The 18,081-nt window shown below is 46.2% G+C and carries 19 protein-coding genes and 1 other RNA gene; 13 read left to right on the top strand and 7 right to left on the bottom strand.

The genetic code is table 11. The features are described 5' to 3' along the window. Positions 1–23 precede the first annotated feature (23 nt). The 3 genes from ICL80_RS15635 (at position 24) to ICL80_RS15625 (ending at position 2,594) form a co-directional block, all read left to right on the top strand. Entirely contained in the window at positions 24–479 is a 456-nt protein-coding gene (locus ICL80_RS15635; protein WP_194213658.1) for a hypothetical protein, read from the top strand. A gap of 205 nt (positions 480–684) precedes the next feature. Further along, positions 685–1,755, top strand: coding sequence for a sensor histidine kinase (locus ICL80_RS15630; protein ID WP_194213657.1), 1,071 nt, complete (start codon positions 685–687; stop codon positions 1,753–1,755). 26 nt (positions 1,756–1,781) lie between these two features. Beyond that, positions 1,782–2,594 carry a LytR/AlgR family response regulator transcription factor gene (locus tag ICL80_RS15625; RefSeq protein ID WP_194213656.1) on the top strand — a complete coding sequence of 271 codons (813 nt, stop codon included), beginning with the start codon at positions 1,782–1,784 and terminating at the stop codon, positions 2,592–2,594. A gap of 2 nt (positions 2,595–2,596) precedes the next feature. Here ICL80_RS15625 and ICL80_RS15620 read toward each other — a convergent pair whose 3' ends face one another. From ICL80_RS15620 to ICL80_RS15590, 7 genes are all read right to left on the bottom strand, one after another. Then, positions 2,597–3,346, bottom strand: coding sequence for a sulfotransferase (locus tag ICL80_RS15620; RefSeq protein ID WP_194213655.1), 750 nt, complete (start codon positions 3,344–3,346; stop codon positions 2,597–2,599). Between the two features lie 10 nt (positions 3,347–3,356). Next, a complete protein-coding gene (locus tag ICL80_RS15615) occupies positions 3,357–4,397 on the bottom strand; it encodes a hypothetical protein (RefSeq protein WP_194213654.1) in 1,041 nt (346 codons plus the stop codon). A 24-nt stretch (positions 4,398–4,421) separates the two neighbouring features. Next, entirely contained in the window at positions 4,422–5,237 is an 816-nt protein-coding gene (locus ICL80_RS15610; RefSeq protein ID WP_194213653.1) for a TIGR00282 family metallophosphoesterase, read from the bottom strand. Positions 5,238–5,255: 18 nt separating this feature from the next. Then, entirely contained in the window at positions 5,256–5,831 is a 576-nt protein-coding gene (locus ICL80_RS15605; protein WP_194213652.1) for a 5-formyltetrahydrofolate cyclo-ligase, read from the bottom strand. 15 nt (positions 5,832–5,846) lie between these two features. Continuing rightward, positions 5,847–6,007, bottom strand: a non-coding RNA gene (gene ssrS / locus ICL80_RS15600) — 6S RNA. A gap of 10 nt (positions 6,008–6,017) precedes the next feature. Continuing rightward, positions 6,018–6,335, bottom strand: coding sequence for a cell division protein ZapA (locus ICL80_RS15595; RefSeq protein ID WP_194213651.1), 318 nt, complete (start codon positions 6,333–6,335; stop codon positions 6,018–6,020). Next, on the bottom strand, positions 6,335–6,847 hold the full coding sequence (locus ICL80_RS15590; RefSeq protein ID WP_194213650.1) for a hypothetical protein: 513 nt from the start codon (positions 6,845–6,847) through the stop codon (positions 6,335–6,337). The genes ICL80_RS15595 and ICL80_RS15590 overlap by 1 nt, the downstream gene beginning before the upstream one ends. Before the next feature lie 265 nt (positions 6,848–7,112). Between ICL80_RS15590 and tkt the strand changes: the two genes are divergently transcribed. The 10 genes from tkt (at position 7,113) to ICL80_RS15540 (ending at position 18,081) form a co-directional block, all read left to right on the top strand. Continuing rightward, complete coding sequence (tkt, locus tag ICL80_RS15585) at positions 7,113–9,107, top strand: transketolase (protein WP_194215909.1); 1,995 nt, start codon at positions 7,113–7,115, stop codon at positions 9,105–9,107. 50 nt (positions 9,108–9,157) lie between these two features. Beyond that, positions 9,158–10,165 carry a type I glyceraldehyde-3-phosphate dehydrogenase gene (gap, locus tag ICL80_RS15580; protein WP_194213649.1) on the top strand — a complete coding sequence of 336 codons (1,008 nt, stop codon included), beginning with the start codon at positions 9,158–9,160 and terminating at the stop codon, positions 10,163–10,165. A 77-nt stretch (positions 10,166–10,242) separates the two neighbouring features. After that, positions 10,243–11,412: a phosphoglycerate kinase gene (locus tag ICL80_RS15575; RefSeq protein WP_194213648.1), complete on the top strand. Its 1,170-nt coding sequence runs from the start codon at positions 10,243–10,245 to the stop codon at positions 11,410–11,412. A 202-nt stretch (positions 11,413–11,614) separates the two neighbouring features. Beyond that, the gene (locus ICL80_RS15570) at positions 11,615–12,535 is read left to right on the top strand and encodes a class I fructose-bisphosphate aldolase (RefSeq protein ID WP_194213647.1); all 921 of its coding nucleotides are present in this window, start codon (positions 11,615–11,617) and stop codon (positions 12,533–12,535) included. Positions 12,536–12,614: 79 nt separating this feature from the next. Beyond that, positions 12,615–13,259: a thiamine phosphate synthase gene (gene thiE / locus ICL80_RS15565; RefSeq protein ID WP_194213646.1), complete on the top strand. Its 645-nt coding sequence runs from the start codon at positions 12,615–12,617 to the stop codon at positions 13,257–13,259. Between the two features lie 157 nt (positions 13,260–13,416). Further along, the gene (gene efp / locus ICL80_RS15560) at positions 13,417–13,980 is read left to right on the top strand and encodes an elongation factor P (protein ID WP_194213645.1); all 564 of its coding nucleotides are present in this window, start codon (positions 13,417–13,419) and stop codon (positions 13,978–13,980) included. 81 nt (positions 13,981–14,061) lie between these two features. Next, a complete protein-coding gene (locus ICL80_RS15555) occupies positions 14,062–14,871 on the top strand; it encodes an inositol monophosphatase family protein (RefSeq protein ID WP_194213644.1) in 810 nt (269 codons plus the stop codon). Positions 14,872–14,994: 123 nt separating this feature from the next. After that, positions 14,995–15,702 carry a glutathione S-transferase family protein gene (locus ICL80_RS15550; RefSeq protein WP_194213643.1) on the top strand — a complete coding sequence of 236 codons (708 nt, stop codon included), beginning with the start codon at positions 14,995–14,997 and terminating at the stop codon, positions 15,700–15,702. A 112-nt stretch (positions 15,703–15,814) separates the two neighbouring features. Continuing rightward, positions 15,815–16,993, top strand: a complete 1,179-nt coding sequence (locus ICL80_RS15545; protein ID WP_194213642.1) for a flagellar motor protein MotA — start codon at positions 15,815–15,817, stop codon at positions 16,991–16,993. Continuing rightward, positions 16,990–18,081, top strand: coding sequence for a peptidoglycan -binding protein (locus ICL80_RS15540; protein ID WP_194213641.1), 1,092 nt, complete (start codon positions 16,990–16,992; stop codon positions 18,079–18,081). Before ICL80_RS15545 ends, ICL80_RS15540 begins: the two co-directional genes overlap by 4 nt.

The following is an 18,081-nucleotide window of genomic DNA, read 5'->3' as shown; positions in this document are numbered from 1 at the left end:
TCTGGGCTACAGGAATATGTATAATGATTGTTAAAATATTATCTTCGTTCTTGGTTGCTGTGTTGATAACCGGAGCGGCCATTACTGATGATACCGAGATGAGCAAGTCAGAAAAGCGACTTGCCAAGCTTGAGGAAGACTATGTGCCAACGGGTAAAACACGCCGCTGTGTTTCCCTCAATCGGTTACGCGATTCTATTATCATTGATGATCAGACAATATTTTTTAGAGCCCCTGGTAAAACTGCTTATGTGAACCGCTTACCGCGTAAATGCAGTAGGCTCGCTGTAGAAGAAAGATATTCTTACAGTACCAGCATTGGTCAACTGTGCCGTTTTGATCTGATTACGGTGCTTGATAGCTTTGGTCAGTCATGGAACCGCTGCGGCCTTGGTGATTTTGAAGAGTGGGAAAAGAAACCCAAGGATGGGGGCACCTCAGATGCCGATACAGGTAACGATGACGAGCAGCCTGAATAAAGTTTAGGCCAGTACATTCTTTCCTTCGGTGCTTTTTCCCATCTTGCCGCGTTGTATACTCGGTTTGTCGCATTGATATTTCATGGTCTAGGGGCGCTAGATAGTATCAATCTTTCTGAAAGATGGTATTGAACGTGTGCAGTTGTTGTTCGTCGTAAGGACAAGACTGGATGCGGCCTATTCTGAATGAGTTAGAGTTATGACCATGACGTGGTTTTTTAATAGCAAGGAACGCTCCTTCTGGACTTTTCAAGTGGGGGGCTGGATCGGCTATGGCATGGTGCGTACATTTCACGGCATGATTGCAGGGTGGCAACTTTTGGAGTATTTGCCAGTTGTACTAGTAACAACATTTGTCGGCTTCTTGATTACTATTGCGCTACGTTATTTTTACCGGACTGTGCGTAACCTTAGCCAGCCCTTTATTATTCTTGCGGTTTTTTCTGCCAGTGCGTCGCTTGGCGCTATTTTTTCTGCCATTGAAACCTCTATTTTGCCGTTCTTAATTCCGAATGATGAGCCTTATCAAGGGCTACAAAAATTGGGCAATGCCATGTTTGAATCAACGGTGATATTTGCGTGGTCCGCCATTTATTTTGGATATCATTATTACAGGGGTTTTCAGATACAGCAGGAGCGTGCGCTGAAAGCAACGGCAATGGCACATCAGGCACAGTTGAAAATGCTGCGATATCAACTTAATCCGCATTTTCTTTTTAATACACTGAATGCGATTTCAACCTTGGTGCTAGAAAAGTCAGAAGTTGATGCCAATAGAATGCTCACGAAGCTTTCAAGTTTTTTGCGCTATACACTTGTAAACCAGCCGACACAGCGAGTGACACTTGATCAGGAACTCCACGCTTTAGGCTTGTATCTTGACATAGAAAAGGTGCGCTTTCAGGACAGGTTAATACTGGACTTTGATATTGATGAGCGGGCGCGAGATGCCCTTATCCCTAGCCTAATTTTACAGCCTCTTATTGAGAATGCCATTAAGTATGCCGTTGCTCCGTCTATTGATGGTGGGCAGATCAGGCTGAAGGCCACCATTGCAAATAACCGATTATTGATTTCAATAATTGATAGTGGCCCAGGCATGGAAGATCCTGATCATATTGTTAGCAAATCAGGGTCTGGCGTTGGTATTGTGAATACCAAGGAACGCCTAAAACAGATTTATACTGACGATCATCAGCTTCAAATTCGCAATCTGGAGCCAACCGGACTTGGAATCTTTATTGAAATTCCTTGCGAACGCAAAAAACAGCCTTAAAATTTAACCAGATTTGGGAAAGATATATGGCTGCTATCAAAACATTACTCATAGATGATGAACCTCTTGCTCTAAGGGGGCTTTCAATTCGGCTTCAGGTACACGAAGATATTACTATTATAGGCACCTGTGCGAATGGTCGCGAAGCGGTAAAGGCTATTAAAGAACAAAAGCCTGACCTGGTTTTTCTGGATATTCAAATGCCAGGGTTTGATGGTTTCTCTGTTGTGCGCTCGCTGGTGGGTGAAATAGAAATTCCACTGGTGATTTTTGTAACAGCTTATGATCAATATGCCGTTGATGCTTTTGAAGCTCATGCCCTTGATTATCTTTTAAAACCGGTGGAAGAAGACCGGCTCGCGGAAGCCATTGAACGGGTACGGGATGCGCTTTCACAGCGCGCTGCCGTAGAACAGAATGCGCGGCTGCTGGAGTTGCTTGAGAAGATGGATAACCCACCCTCTGAAGCCTTAACCGCTATTCTTGAAAAGCCTGTAGAAATGCCAAGCGCTCGTTTTGATCCACACCTGAGGATTAAGGATAGAGGGCGTATCACCATTATTGATGTGGCGGATGTTAGCTATATTGATGCCGCAGGGGATTATATGTGCATTCATGTGGGCGATAAAACGCATATTTTGCGAGAAACCATGAAAACCATGGAAAAACGCCTTGACCCAAAAGTGTTTCAACGAGTTCACAGGTCAACCATTATCAATCTTGATAAGGTAAAGGAGGTGCGTCCTCACGCTAATGGTGAATGCTTTTTAAAACTGGAGGGAGGAACGGAACTTAAAGTAAGCCGGTCATATAAAGATGTTATTGGCCGGTTTTTGTAGACTTACTTTACGAAGTAGTGCTTTAAGGCTGTTTCAAAATTAGATAGGTCAACATTGCGAGGAAGGCTTGCAGCATTAAAAAGCTGGTTTTTACTAAACTGCAAATCGAGATACCGTGAAATTTCTCTTATATGCAGCACAGGGTCAGATGTAAGTTCTTCATAACTCATTTCAATATAATTGTTGAGGATGCCTTGCTTTTTCATGCTGTGAATAAAGTGCAGTTGTTCGAGAACAAACTCCATACTGCCGTTAAGTGTTGCACAGCGCTGCGTGAACTGAATACGCCCTTTCTTGAAATCTCTGTGTGCAGGAAAAATGCCCTTATCAATCAGCTCCAGATGGCGCGATGTAAGCGACTTGGCTGATGCCAGTGGGCTGCGCCGTATAATAATAGTTTTTGCATCGCTAAATAGGTCTAGCCATAGGGGTAACGTGGTAACAGTGCGAGGATCTTTGAAGGCCCAAAGGCCTTCCATCGGGCCAAAATGTTCATGAAGGGCTGCTTGGTTTTTTTCAAAAACGCGTTTTATAATGTTATTCTGAAGGTCTGAGGGCTTTGGATAAACCGGTTTGTCCCAACTGGATTTCGTTTCTTCAAAATATCGATTATTTATTTGAATAAAACTTCGGCTTTCGTGATCACCCTGAAGGTCATGCCCTACAAAAACACCTAGCTTCTCAAGCATGCGTGTTAACATGCTGGTACCACTTCTGTGAACACCGAGAATGATCAGAGGTGTTGATGGCATTTAATATCCTTTAATCTTGAGGTCGCTCGGATGAAATTTTTATAGGTGGTTCAATTGCGTTTGCAAGGCGTGCTAAGGCTAGTACAGTTTCACTTTGGCTATCTTGGATATATCGGTCATACTGGCAAGGAATATTGCTGTCAGGCTCAATATCAAGCATGTTCAGGTTAGTTCCCAGTTGCTTTGAAACCCAGTCAGTGTCTTCTTCCATGGCCTTCAAATATGGCTCAAGTATACTGGAATGTATTCTAAACTCAGGTCCCTTTAATCGCAGGGCATAGCTCACTAAAATAGGGCTGCGGTTCTTATTTACTTTCCCTTTAATTTGATGAGGGAAGAGCTTGTTAAATATATCCATAAGGACAATACCGGGCCAAGTCAGCGACTGATTGTTATTGTATACTCTGATTTTTTGTATCAGGGCTGGCGTAGTATCCTTCTCTATGGTGGATAGCATATCCGCCACAATACAATTGTTGTGCAGAAGCTCTTTGGCAAAAGGCCGACATAGTACATTTTTTGCACCAAAAATATCAATGTAAGGCTGCAATTTAGCGCGGTATTCAGGCAAGGGAGGATTTTCTAGTGCCCTTACCATAGGGTTGCCCATGCGTATTTGTTGCTGGGTCATGGTTTGAATATAACTTATGGGGGGACGGCAGTATGCTATGACCTTGATGTCATCAAAAAACTGTAAAAGAAACGCTTTGAGGTTGCTAACATTTATCAGGGGTAGCCTTGTTAAGCCTTCCCCTGAAATGATGGTAAGGCTTTCTTTAATTGAACCAAGATAGCGTGACCACTGTTTGAGGTCAGTGTTTTTTACATGATTAAGGTCTTGGTGTCCTTCAACTCCCTGAATTGTGTTCATTACATAGTTTTCAGGTGTTTCTGTAAACATTCGGTAAAAGGGTACTGAATGATTTTCTCTGATATTGGGATAATGGATATCATGCTGCAATAGGATTTTTTGGGCCTTGTGCAAGCTTTGTTGCAGCGCACTTGTGCCGGTTTTATGCATTCCAATATGTAATATAAGTTTTTTGGTCATTTGTCAGCGATACTTAAAAAAAGCCTATAATTCTGGCATGTGTTCCGCTAGGCGTGGACCCATGCGCACGGGTTCTACACGCTTCGCAAGGCCTGTGCGGTCATCAGTTTCTACAAAAGTACCACAGACAGTTGCTTCTCCTTCAGCAGGGCTATAGCGCTCTTTGTTCATTTTAGTGAGGAAACGATTAATAGGCTCCGTTTTATCCATGCCAATCACGCTGTTGTAATCGCCGCACATGCCTGCATCTGTTTGGTAAGCGGTGCCGCCATCCAAAATCTGGCAATCAGCCGTTGGTACATGACTGTGGGTGCCAACCACAAGGCTAACGCGACCATCCAGATAATGCCCCATTGCCATTTTTTCGCTTGTTGCTTCGCCGTGAAAGTCAACCAGAATGGCATCAACAGTTGCTCCTAGTCGGTATTTCTTTAGGACAGCATCAATTGTCCGGAAAGGACATTCCATGGGGTTCATGAATACACGCCCCATGGCATTTATTATCATGATTTTTTTGCCTCTAGGGGCATTATATATATTCCAGCCTCTACCGGGTGTGCCTTCTGGGTAATTAATTGGTCGCAGAATACGGTCGTCCGTATCAACGGCGGTCATAAATTCTTTTTGGTCGAATGTGTGATTGCCGCCTGTCAGGACATCAGCGCCAGCTTGAATAACCTGACTAGCAATTTTACTGGTTGTCCCAAATCCTGAGGCTGCATTTTCGGCATTCACAACCACAAAGTCTAGTTTGAGCTTTTCTCGAAGCGCAGGTAAGGCATCTGCTGCGGCCGTTCTGCCGGTACGGCCCATCAAATCACCTAAAAATAATAACCGCATAAACCTGCTTTCTTCAGACTATTGTACTTTTGGCAGCACGACACCAGCCTCTGTTATGATACCCTGCATGGGCCAATCATAACTGCTGCGGGGTATATGTTCCACATATTGGGCAGCATAGGCAAAGCCAAAAGCTTTTATAGAGGTATTTAATGCAAGTGTGCGGTCATAAAAACCACCACCCCACCCTAAGCGGTAACAATCAGCATCAAAGGCTAGCAGCGGGGCCAGTAAAACATGGGGCGTGACAAGCGGTGCATCTCCGGGTGGTTGTAAGGTACCAAAAGGCCCTTTTTCTAACGGATCACCATTTCCCCACAGCCGGAAGGCAAGGGGTTTGTCTTTGCCTGTAATAACAGGAAGAGCCAGTTTGAAATTGCGCCGTTCCAGAGTGTGCAACAGAAATCGTGGGTCTAGTTCGTCGCCAATAGGCCAGTAACCAGCAATAATGGCACCTTTTTCGAAGCTAGATAATAAGGTTAGCCCGTGTGTGGTGGCTTGCTCTGAAGCTTTAAAGCCTAGCATCTTAGAGGCACCTGCCCGTATTTGCTTTGCTTCAAGTCTTAACTGCTGTTTTTCGGTTTCTTGTATCATATTCTCTTAGAAGGGTGCGGGACCGCATCTGCCGTTTTGACGTTTGTACTCTCCGGAACCTGATAAATCAGGTGGGCGCCGTGTGGTAAGGACCACGATCCGAACCAGGGACAGCTCCCCGGAGGTGCTTATAGCCCCGGGAGTTACTGCGTATCTTACGCACAGCGCAGTGCCCGCTTACCTTACTTAAGGTGTCGGAAGCTTTTCTGCAATGCCTTCTACCTCAGAAGCCACCTCATTTATGATTTTTGCTAGCTCATCTTCGCTAACTGAGCCAATTATGCCACGACTTCCTTTGTTTTCGAGCGCATCATGGAGCTCATCTGCAATGAGAACGGCTGACATGAGCATTAGACGTGATTCGTTAATGTGGCCGAGTTTGGATGATAGGCTTTTTGCTTTGCTATCTACATAAGAGGCAAGTTTGTGAAGGCGTTCTTCATCACCGTCAGCGCATGCAAGCGGGTAGGTCTTTCCGTTTATAGAAACAGTAATTTGGGCCATTATGCGGTCTCCACCATCGTTTCAAGGTCTTGAATCGTTTTATCCAGCTCAGCCTTGATTGTATTTTTTTCATATTCCATATCGGCAATTTTTGCTTTTAAGGCGTTGTTTTCGCTTTGCAGTTCTTGATCCGCATTATCGCTCTGGCTTGTGGGGGGCGCACTTAGTTTTTCCTGAAGAGAATCAAATTCATCACGAAGTGCTGCATAGCGGTTCTTGAGCAGTTGGTAGTTTTGCTCAAGCGCCGCATTTTGATGCTCTAATTCTTGTATACGACTATCAGGGGCATCCGTATCAGTTAGGGCAAGTGTCGCGACTTGCTCATGTAGTTTCAGGTTTTCCTGTTCAAGCGATGCAATATGGGCTTTTAGAAAAGTGTTTTCCTGAACCTTTTGCTCTACGCGCATTAAGGCATCTCGGTTAGCAGCAACACCATGTGCAAGGCTTGAAAGGGCGGCTTCGAGTCGCGCCCGTGCAGTGTCTAATGTATTATTTGTTTGTTTATCTGGCATCGCATGTCTCCCTGAAACGAACACTTTTTATCTAAAAGCATATTGTGGCGCTTTATGGTCCGCACAATCGTCAAGCCCATTGAAGATAGGGTTTTTACAACACTGCCGTCAATCGTCCCTCTGTGGTTTATTATACGATTTATGGCGAAAGCAATAATTTAAGCGGTTTCTTATGTTGACTAGGGCCAACTTCCTCGCCATTTTGGCGCAAATTTTGAACGCAGCCCCTTCGGGATAAAATAGCAAGTTTAATGATATGAACCAAATGCCCCTGCAAATTGAAAATGAAACACACGCCAATATGGCTAATGCCATCCGCGCACTCTCTATGGATGCTGTGCAAAAGGCTAACTCAGGCCACCCCGGTATGCCGATGGGTATGGCCGATGTTGCAACTGTATTGTTTTCGAAATTTTTAAACTTTGATCCAGCTTGGCCAACTTGGCCAAACCGCGACCGTTTTGTTTTGTCTGCGGGGCATGGCTCCATGCTGATTTACTCACTGTTGCATCTTACAGGGTATGAGCGTCCTACAATGCAGGATCTAGAAAACTTCCGTCAGTTGCATAGCCCAACGGCGGGTCACCCTGAATTTGGTGAATGCCCCGGCGTAGAGACCACAACAGGCCCTTTAGGGCAGGGGCTTGCAACATCTGTTGGTATGGCGATTGCGGAACGCCTTTCAAATGCTGAATACGGAAATAACATTGTTGATCATTATACATATGTCATTAGCGGTGATGGCTGTTTGATGGAAGGTGTTAGCCAAGAGGCTATCTCTCTTGCTGGCCACCTGAAACTTTCCAAGCTTATTGTTCTGTGGGACGATAACAGCATTTCGATTGACGGCTCGACTGATCTTTCAACTAGCGAAGATCAAGCTGCTCGTTTCGAGGCTGCTGGCTGGCATGTGCAAAGTGTTGACGGCCATGACCCGGAAGCGATTGAAGTCGCCCTTGGCCTTGCTCGTGAAAGCGACCAGCCATCTATGATTGCCTGTAAAACTACAATTGGTTTTGGCGCTCCTAATAAGCAAGGCACATCTGGTGTGCACGGTGCGCCGCTTGGTGATGATGAAATTGCGGCTACGCGTGAGGCTATTGGCTGGGCGCATGCGCCTTTTGTTATTCCTGATGATGTTATGGCAGACTGGCGTGCGGTTGGTGCTGCTGGCGCAAAAAAATCTGCAAAATGGAAGTCTAAATTTGACTCTCTTGATGCGGCCGTTAAGGCAGATTTTAATCGTCGCCAAAATAAAGACCTGCCAGCAGGCTTCACTGCTGCCATAAACGATTATAAAGCCAAACTAGCAGCAAACCCTGTTAAGGTTGCGACACGTAAAGCAAGCCAAATGGCGCTTGAGGTTATTAATGGTGTAGTACCTGAAACAATTGGTGGTTCTGCAGACCTCACGGGCTCGAACCTTACCAAGACAAGCCAAACAGAAGGTGTTTCAGCGACTAACTTCACGGGTCGGTACATGTATTATGGTATCCGTGAATTTGGTATGGCGGCTGCGATGAACGGTATTGCGCTATATAGCAACCATATTCCATATGGTGGCACATTCTTGGTGTTTACTGATTATGCCCGCCCAGCAATTCGCCTTGCTGCGCTGATGAAGCAACGTGCAATTTATGTTATGACCCACGATAGTATTGGCCTTGGTGAAGATGGGCCAACTCACCAGCCGGTAGAGCATGTGGCAAGTTTGCGCGCGATGCCAAATCTGAATGTTTTCAGGCCGTGTGATGTGGTGGAAACCGCTGAGTGTTGGGCGCTGGCGCTTGAAGCTAAGGAAACACCTAGTGTAATTTCATTAACCCGGCAGAATGTACCGCAGCTGCGTGTTGAATATACAGAAGAAAACTTGTGTGCTAAAGGTGGCTATATTCTTCAGGAAGCAACGGGTGGCACACCAAAAGTTGTGTTGATTGGTACAGGTTCTGAGGTGGAGCTCGCGGTGATTGCGCGTACGGCACTAGAGGCTGACGGCATACCAACACGCGTTGTTTCTATGCCGTGTACAGATTTGTTTGATGCGCAAGACGCTGCATATAAAGCTGCTGTTTTGCCTGCCACTGCTGTTAAAGCTTCTATTGAAGCAGGCACTACTTATGGCTGGGAACGCTATACTGGCCTTGACGGTGTTAATATAGGCATGACAACTTTTGGTGCATCAGCACCAGCGGAAGAACTTTACGAATATTTTGGTATAACTTCAGACGCACTACTTGCAGCTGTGCGTGAGAAGCTATAAACAGAGGCAATTTTAACGACTATTTTGTACCATATTGGAGGACTTTCTCGATGACTGTACGTGTTTCCATTAACGGTTTTGGCCGCATCGGCCGGAATGTTCTGCGCGCAATCTATGAAAGCGGCCGCACTGATATTAAGGTTGTTGCAATCAATGATCTTGGTGATGTGGAAATGAACGCGTACCTTCTAAAGCGGGATAGTGTTCATGGCCCGTTTCCTGGTGAGGTAAGTGTGGACGGCAATTATATTGTCGTAAACGGCGACCGTATACGTGTAATTGCTGAACGTAACCCAGCCGATTTGCCTTGGGCAGAAGAAAAAGTTGATGTTGCGATGGAGTGCACCGGTATTTTCACAAAGCGTGAAAAAGCGGCTCTACACCTTGAAGCAGGCGCTAAAAAGGTCCTGATTTCTGCACCGGGTACTGATGTTGATCGCACTGTTGTTTTTGGTGTGAACAGCAACGAGCTTACAAAAGACGACATCATTGTCTCTAACGCATCTTGCACAACAAATTGTCTGGCTCCTGTTGCTCAGGTTTTAAACAATCTTGTTGGTATTGAGCGCGGCTATATGACAACAGTACACTCTTATACGGGTGATCAGCCTGTTCTCGATACGCTGCACAGCGATCCACGTAGGGCACGTGCGGCAGCTTTGTCTATGATCCCGACATCGACGGGTGCAGCAAAAGCTGTTGGTCTTGTTTTGCCAGAGCTTGCTGGCAAGCTGGATGGTTCTGCGATCCGTGTACCAACGCCGAATGTTTCTTTGGTTGATCTGAAATTTGATGCGGGCCGCGATACTACAGCTGAAGAGATCAATGCGGCAATTCAGGAAGCGGCGAATGGCAAGCTGAAAGGTGTGCTGGGCTTTGAAGATATGCCCGCCGTTTCGATTGACTTTAACCACAACGCAAACAGCTCTACATTTGACCTGAGCCAGACAAAGGTTATTGATGGCCGGTTTGTACGTATCCTTACATGGTACGATAACGAATGGGGTTTCTCGAACCGTATGTCAGACACGGCTGTTGCCATGGCAAAACTCGGTTAAGGTAAAAATTGAATTTTATAATAAAGGCGGTCATATTTGGCCGCCTTTTCTTTAAGTGAACGGATACAGGATTTAAAATGGCATTTAACAGAATTGCAGACCTAGGCGACTTGACTGGAAAAATAGCCCTGATCAGGGTTGATTTGAATGTTCCGATGCAGGATGGCAGAGTGACAGACCTGACACGCCTTCAGGCTGTAAAAGCTTCGGTTGATGCTGTTGCTGCGGTTGGTGGTCGTTCTGTTCTGCTTGCACACTTTGACCGGCCTAAAGGCAAGGTTGTGCCTTCAATGTCATTAAAGCCTGTTGTTCCAGCACTGTCAGATGTTCTTGGTAGAAAAGTGGGCTTTGCGGTTCTGGGTGATACGTTGCCAGATGACGAGGTGATTGTGCTGGAAAACACCCGCTTTTCCCCGGGGGAAGAAAAAAATGACCCTGCGCTCGCTGCACAGTTTGCCGCCCTCGGCGATGTTTATATTAATGATGCTTTTTCAGCGGCTCACAGAGCTCACGCCTCTACTGAAGCAATTGCACATATACTGCCGTCTGCGGCTGGTGAAACCATGGGTGCTGAACTTGAAGCGCTTGAAAAAGCATTGGGGGCACCAAAGCGTCCTGTTGTTGCGGTTGTTGGCGGTGCGAAAGTGTCATCAAAACTTGCGGTACTTGAAAACCTTGTAGAAAAGGTTGACCACCTGATTATTGGTGGCGGTATGGCAAACACCTTCCTGTATGCACAAGGGATTGGTATTGGCTCAAGTCTCTGCGAAAAAGACTTAAAAGATACAGCCCTTATCATTCTTGAAAAAGCAAAAACTGCTGGATGTGCTGTACATTTGCCAACTGATGTTGTGGTGGCACGTGAATTTAAAGCACATGCTGATAATGAAGTGAAACCTGCAACTGAGGTGGAAGAGGGTGAAATGATCCTTGATGCAGGGCCTGAGACAGTGAAAGTCTTGGCTGGTGTTCTTACGGGCTGCAAAACTTTAGTATGGAATGGCCCAATGGGCGCGTTTGAAATGGAACCATTCGATGCAGCAACTGTTGGTTTAGCAAAGGCTGCTGCGGCTCTTTCCGAAAAGGGTGATTTGCTGACCGTTGCCGGAGGCGGTGATACAGTCGCGGCACTTGCTCATGCTGGAGTGAAAGATAGCTTTACACATATTTCAACTGCGGGCGGTGCTTTCCTTGAATGGATGGAAGGCAAAGAATTGCCGGGTGTGGCTGCATTAAGCATTAAGTAGCGAAATAAGGTATTTAATACGTGATAAGCTTCACATTTTAGGCACTTTATTTGGTATGGGCGACTAGTTAGAGCGTTTAAGTAGCTGCTTTCTAGAAAATGAGTCATCATGCGTTGCGCAGACCAACGGTTTTGTGTATCAACGGGGCATTCCATGGCAAAAGCCAAATTATAAAGACATCTTCCTTTTTCAGGGGGCCCCAATGAAAGTTACTAAACTCGTTAAAAATATTCTATCTAAGTATGAATCTGATTGCCCTGGAACCAAGGCTAATCTTGCTCGTATTCTTTGCACAGGTAAACTGGCTGGTACGGGTAAAATGATCATTCTTCCTGTGGATCAAGGTTTTGAGCATGGACCAGCACGGTCTTTTGCACCTAATCCCGATGCCTATGATCCTCACTATCATTACCAACTAGCCATTGATGCTGGGTTGAACGCTTATGCATCAACTCTTGGTATGCTGGAAGCTGGCGCAGACACGTTTGCTGGCCAAATACCTACTATTTTGAAAATTAACAGCTCTAATAGCTGGGCAACGACAAAAGACCAGTCCTTGAACGCATCAGTTGATGATGCCATTCGCTTAGGCTGTGCAGCAGTTGGTTTTACAATTTACCCAGGTTCTGAGCATGCTCTTGACCTGTTTGAAGAATTCCGTGCTGTAGCAGAAGAAGCCAAAGCAAAAGGCCTTGCCGTTGTATTATGGTCGTATCCTCGTGGCGGCAACCTTTCAAGCGCAGGCGAAACTGCAATGGATGTTGGCGCTTATGCCGCTCATCTCGCAGCAGAACTTGGCGCCCATATCATTAAGGTAAAACTTCCAAGTGATCACCTTGAGCAGCCAGAAGCTAAAAAAGCTTTTGTTGATGCTGGTATTGACCTTTCTTCGCAGGCAGCACGTGTTCGCGAAGTGGTTCGGTCATGCTTTAACGGGCGCCGAATTGTTGTATTCTCTGGCGGCGCCAAAAAAGGCGCTGATAGCATATACGACGATGCTCGCGCTATTCGTGATGGTGGCGGTAATGGCTCGATTATTGGCCGTAATACATTTCAGCGCCCACGCGAAGAAGCTATTGCTATGCTGACCCAGATTGTTGATATCTATAAAGGTAAAGCTTGATCATTCTGTTCTGAATTCGCTTTAAGGAGCCCTTCCCCTGTGGCATACCGGGGGGAGGGTTTGTTTTAGGATCTTAAAAATGGCAGACAAAAACGCACAAAAAGAACCATGTGGTCTGTATTTACTCACACCAGAAAAAATTGATGATCTGGTGAGATTTATTGATACGCTTGATTTGGTTTTAGCGACAGGTGTTGTTACTTGCTTGCAGCTCCGCCTAAAAAGTGTGGATGATTCTGTTATCATTGAAACAGCAAAGGCGCTGCTTCCCATATGCCACAAGCATGAAGTGCCCTTGTTGCTTAATGATAGAGCTGACATTGCTGCTGAGGTTGATGCTGATGGTGTGCATCTTGGTCAGGAAGACGGCGATGTTGCATCTGCGCGTACGCTACTCGGCCACAATAAAGATATTGGTGTCACATGCCATTCAAGCCTGCACCTTGCTTTTGAAGCCGGGGAGGCGGGTGCCAATTATGTAGCTTTTGGATCCTTTTTCCCCAGTGTAACCAAGAAGAACGCTACACCTGCGGATAAAGAAATTCTGTCTACGTGGGATGAAGTAACGGATATAGCCTGTGTTGCTATTGGTGGTATAACCCCCGATAACTGCCGCGAACTTGCTGATAGCGGTGCTCATTTCGTAGCTGTAAGCAGCGCTGTGTGGAATCATAAGGATGGCCCGGTAGCGGCAGTCAGGGTTTTTGAGGCTGCTTTAGCATAAAACTAATGCATCACTGTACTGAGCGGCCATTATTGCAACATTTTCCCGCGTTTTATAGCTTTCCATGTGTTCAAGCTCCATTGCCTAATCGGTGCAAATCTGGTAAACGGCGCCAACTTTGTTCTTTTGCAATTAAAAATGTTTTAAGAGGTACGCCATGAAAATTGACGGCAATGCTATCCGTCCGGGTAATGTTATTGAGCATAAAGGTGGTTTGTGGCGTGCAGTTAAAATTGCCCATACCCAGCCTGGCAAGGGTGGCGCTTACCTGCAGGTTGAACTGAAAAACATTAAAGACGGAACCAAGCAGAACGAGCGTTTCCGGTCGAGTGAAAAAGTTGAACGCGCTATCCTAGAGCAAAAAGACTACCAGTATCTTTATGCTGATGGCCCTATGCATACATTTATGGATGAAGACACATACGAGCAAATTTCCATGTCAGATGAAGACTTGGGAGATGATGCTGTATTCCTGCAAAGTGGTATGAAAGTAACCATTGAAATGTATCAGGAAAAGCCCCTTGGTGTTGCTTTGCCTGAGAAAGTCATTCTTGAAGTTGTTGAGACAGAGCCAGCTTTAAAAGGGCAGACTGTTTCCAGTTCCTATAAGCCTGCAACACTTGAAAACGGCTTACGCATTGGTGTGCCACCGTTTATTAAGCAAGGCGAGCGTATCATTGTGACTACAGCAGAGCGGGAATATGTGAGCCGCGCTGACTAAACTGATTCGTTACTATGTTGTTTCTGGTTCCTGCGCTGTAAGTGTGCGGGAACATTTTTTAGACTTAAGGAATAAAAGCCAATGGCACGTCGATCCCCGCTTATCAATGTAATGGTTTCTGCCCTCATGAAGGCAAGTAGGGGGCTTCGCCGTGACTTTGGAGAAGTCGAGCATTTGCAGGTCTCTATGAAAGGCCCAGCGGATTTTGTATCTCTTGCTGACCAGCGTGCAGAAAAAACAATTTACGAAGAACTTTCAAATGCACGCCCAGACTTCGGTTTTTTGATGGAAGAGGGCGGCGAAATAAAGGGTAAACGCGAAGATATCCGCTTCATTGTTGACCCACTGGATGGCACCACAAATTTTTTACACGGTGTACCGCATTTTGCCATGACAATTGCTGTTGAAGAACGGGGTGAAATTACTGCAGGGGTCATTTATGCGCCGCTCACAGATGAGTTATTCTGGGCTGAAAAAGGTCAGGGCGCATACGTTAATGATTCTCGCCTTCGAGTTTCTGGCCGTAAAAAAATGGAATCAGCGCTTCTTGCTACAGGAATTCCATTTTTAGGGCGTGAGGGCCATGATACATTCATCGCGGAAATGCAGGAATTTATGCCAAAGGTTGCAGGTATCCGCCGCTTTGGTGCGGCGACACTTGATCTTGCTTATGTTGCCGCTGGTCGGTTTGATGGCTTTTGGGAAGCAGGCCTTAGCCCTTGGGATATGGCCGCAGGTATTTTGATTGTACGCGAAGCTGGTGGTTATGTATCTGATATGGCTGGTGGCTCTAATATGCTCAAAACGGGCGGTATTATTGCAGCGAATGATCAGCTTCATGCACCGCTTGAACGTGCCATCAAGCGTGTGCACCGAGGATTAAAGGCTTAAGTCTTTGTAAGTAGAACGTTAAAACTTACCAAAAATGAATAACACTCTTTCAGAAATGAAAGGGTGTTTTTTCTTGTGCTTTGGGCAGCCCTTCGGCAATTTCCTCTGCAAAGGAGAAGGTATATGACAGACTCAATAACGCTCTATGGCCACCCTGTTTCCCCGTACGTTCGAAAAGTGCTGATTGCCTTTGCCTTTAAAGGGATGAAGCCGGATGTTATTATTCCGGTTAGCCCATTCATTGCTGACGACGGTTTTAAAAAAATTAGCCCGTTAAAACGTATCCCTGTTCTGCAGATTGGTGATTTTATTCTGCCTGATTCAACAGCAATATGTGAATATATCGATGAAGCTTATTCTGGTGAAAAGTGTTATCCGGGTGATGTAACTTTGCGAGCAAAAGCCCGCTGGTTCGAAGAATATGCCGACGACCATATTGCACGAAATGCAGTTTTTGGGCTGTTTTTTGAAAAGATTATTAAGCCTGCCCTTCTAAAGCAGGAAACAAATATGGATACAGTGAACACGACACTGACGGAAAAATTGCCTGATATTATGAGCTATCTTGAATTGCAGCTTCAAAATGCCGACTATCTTCTTGGCGAGAAGCCTTTCATGGCTGACTTTGCAGTTGCTAGTTTCTTTGTGAATGCGGGGTTTGCAGGCTGGTTACCAGATGCAGCTTTGTGGCCTAAAACAACAGCCTATCTGAAACGCATATCGGCAAACCCACATTATGCTAGTGTAACAGAGTTTGGCACAAAGGCTCTGAAGTGTAGGCGCGCAGAGCTGGAAGAACTTATTCAGGCATACATTAGCCCCGATAAATAATAGACCGATTGCAAAGCTTTCCTTTGCAAGTCATAATTTCGCCCTTAAACTAGGATTGAGTTTAAATACTATGTTTCTCATAGTATGAACCACATCAGGGGGATGGCGGAATATGCAAAAACCGCAAAAATTTATCAGTCGTATGACTTTGTTTCTGCTCGCCGTTGTTATTTTGGCGGTGCTGTTATGGGAGCCTCTCTTATTAGCCTTTATGGCTAATCCGGCCCTGAACGGTGTTATTGCAGCAACCCTCCTGATAGGGGTTATCTTTGCTTACCGCAGGGTTTTTGACCTGAAACCAGAAGTGGAATGGATAAAAGCTTTCAAGCGCCACGAAAGTGCGACATCGTCTATTACGCCGAGGCTTATGGCCCCCGCTGCAGCGCTTTTGTCTGAGCAGGCTGAAGGCGGTATGCGCCTTTCAACTATTTCAATGCGATCTGTACTAGATGGTATCGCTTCGCGACTTGAGGAAAGCCGTGAAGTAAGCCGCTACTTTACCCAGCTTCTCATCTTTTTAGGCTTGCTTGGTACGTTCTGGGGCTTGCTTGGCACCATTGGTGCGATTGGCGGCACAATAAATGGCCTAACCGTTGATGGCGGTGATATGGCTCTTATGTTTGATGAGCTGAAGGCAGGTTTACAGTCACCCCTGACAGGCATGGGTACAGCTTTTTCCAGTTCGCTTTTTGGCCTTGCTGGCAGCTTAACACTTGGTTTTCTTGATCTGCAGGCTAGCCAAGCTCAAACCCGCTTTTACAACGGGGTGGAAGATTGGTTGGCCTCTGCTACCCGCTTGTCGCGCGGTGAGGTGTCTGAGGGCAGTGGTTCCAGCCCTAATGCTTATACAACAGCCCTCATGGAACAAACAGCAGATGGTATTGAGCGCTTGCAGCGCATTTTGAAACAGTCGGAAGAAAGTCGTTCACAAGGGCAGGCTGCAATGACAGCAATTGCAGAATCATTGGCAGGTCTTGCCGATAAAATGGATGCACAGTCAGAACATTTGGCGCGAGGCGAGCAAACCAGTCGGGCGCTAGCCGATGCTATTACTAAGCTTGCAGAAAGCTCTGCGCGGCATCATGAGCCGGTTGCCGCGACGCAAACACTTGACGAGGCGAGCAAACAGCACCTTCGCAACCTAGATGTCGGCATGAAGCGCCTGATAGAGGAGCAAAGCCGTTCATCCGAAGCTATGGTTGACGATTTGCGTACTGAATTAAAGCTGGTTGCGCGTACTATTGCTGCTGGGCTGGACCAGAATAATAGGGATGGGCAGGCAAGCGAATGATTGGTTCTCGCAGGCGCATAGGGTCTGCCCCTGATAGCAGCTGGCCGGGTTTTGTTGATGCCCTGTCATCGCTTTTACTTGTTATTATTTTTCTTCTGTCAATGTTTGTGCTTTCACAATTCTTTTTAGGTCAGGCTTTATCCGGTCGTGACAAGGCTCTGGCCGAACTTAGGGGGCAGGTGGCAGAGCTTGGCAATTTGTTAAAGCTCGAACAGCAGGCGAATACCTCCCTGAGAGACAGTATGGCAGATTTGTCTACCTCATTGACTGCCGCCAATGCTGATAGGGATACCTTGACTGCGGAGCTGGATCAGGTTCGTAGTGCGTTAGAAGTTTCAGAGGGGCGATTAAGTGAAATAGATGCTGCCCGTAAGCGATTTGAAGAGGAAGCCACAGATCTGGCAGCCAAATATAAAATTGCGAGTTCAGCTCTTACCGAAGAACAGGTGATTTCCCGCCGCGCACAAGAGCAAGTAGCGCAGTTACAGCGTAGTATTACGGCTCTGCGTGAGCAGCTTTCACGTCTTGAAGCAGCCCTAAATGCCAGTGAAGAACGTGATAAGCGTAATCAGGCGGTTATCGTTGATATGGGGCGCAGGCTTAACCGAGCTTTGGCAAGTAAAGTTGAAGAGCTGGCTGGATACCGTTCAGAGTTTTTTGGCAGGCTGAAGGAGGTTTTGTCTTCACGGCCTGAAATTCGCATTGAGGGTGATAGGTTTGTCTTTGATTCGGAGTTGCTTTTTGCCAGTGGCAGCGCGGAGCTTGGGCCTGAAGGGCGTGCAGAAATGCGTAAATTTGCAGAAACGCTGGTCTCTATCTCGCGCGAAATTCCATCAGAGTTGAACTGGATTTTACGTGTAGACGGGCATACTGACAAACGTCCTATTTCAACCGCCCAGTTTCATAATAATTGGGAGCTTTCAAGTGCGCGGGCTATAAGCGTGGTTGAGTTTTTAATTGGCGCAGGGGTGCCGCCAAACCGTTTGGGTGCAACAGGCTTTGGTGAGTTTCAACCAATTGACCCAGCAGAGAATGTGTTTGCTTATAGCCGCAATCGCCGCATTGAAATGCGCTTAACGCAACGGTAA

This window comes from Kordiimonas pumila, assembly GCF_015240255.1.
Lineage (GTDB): Bacteria > Pseudomonadota > Alphaproteobacteria > Sphingomonadales > Kordiimonadaceae > Kordiimonas > Kordiimonas pumila.
This window is presented reverse-complemented; position numbering and strand designations above follow the sequence as displayed.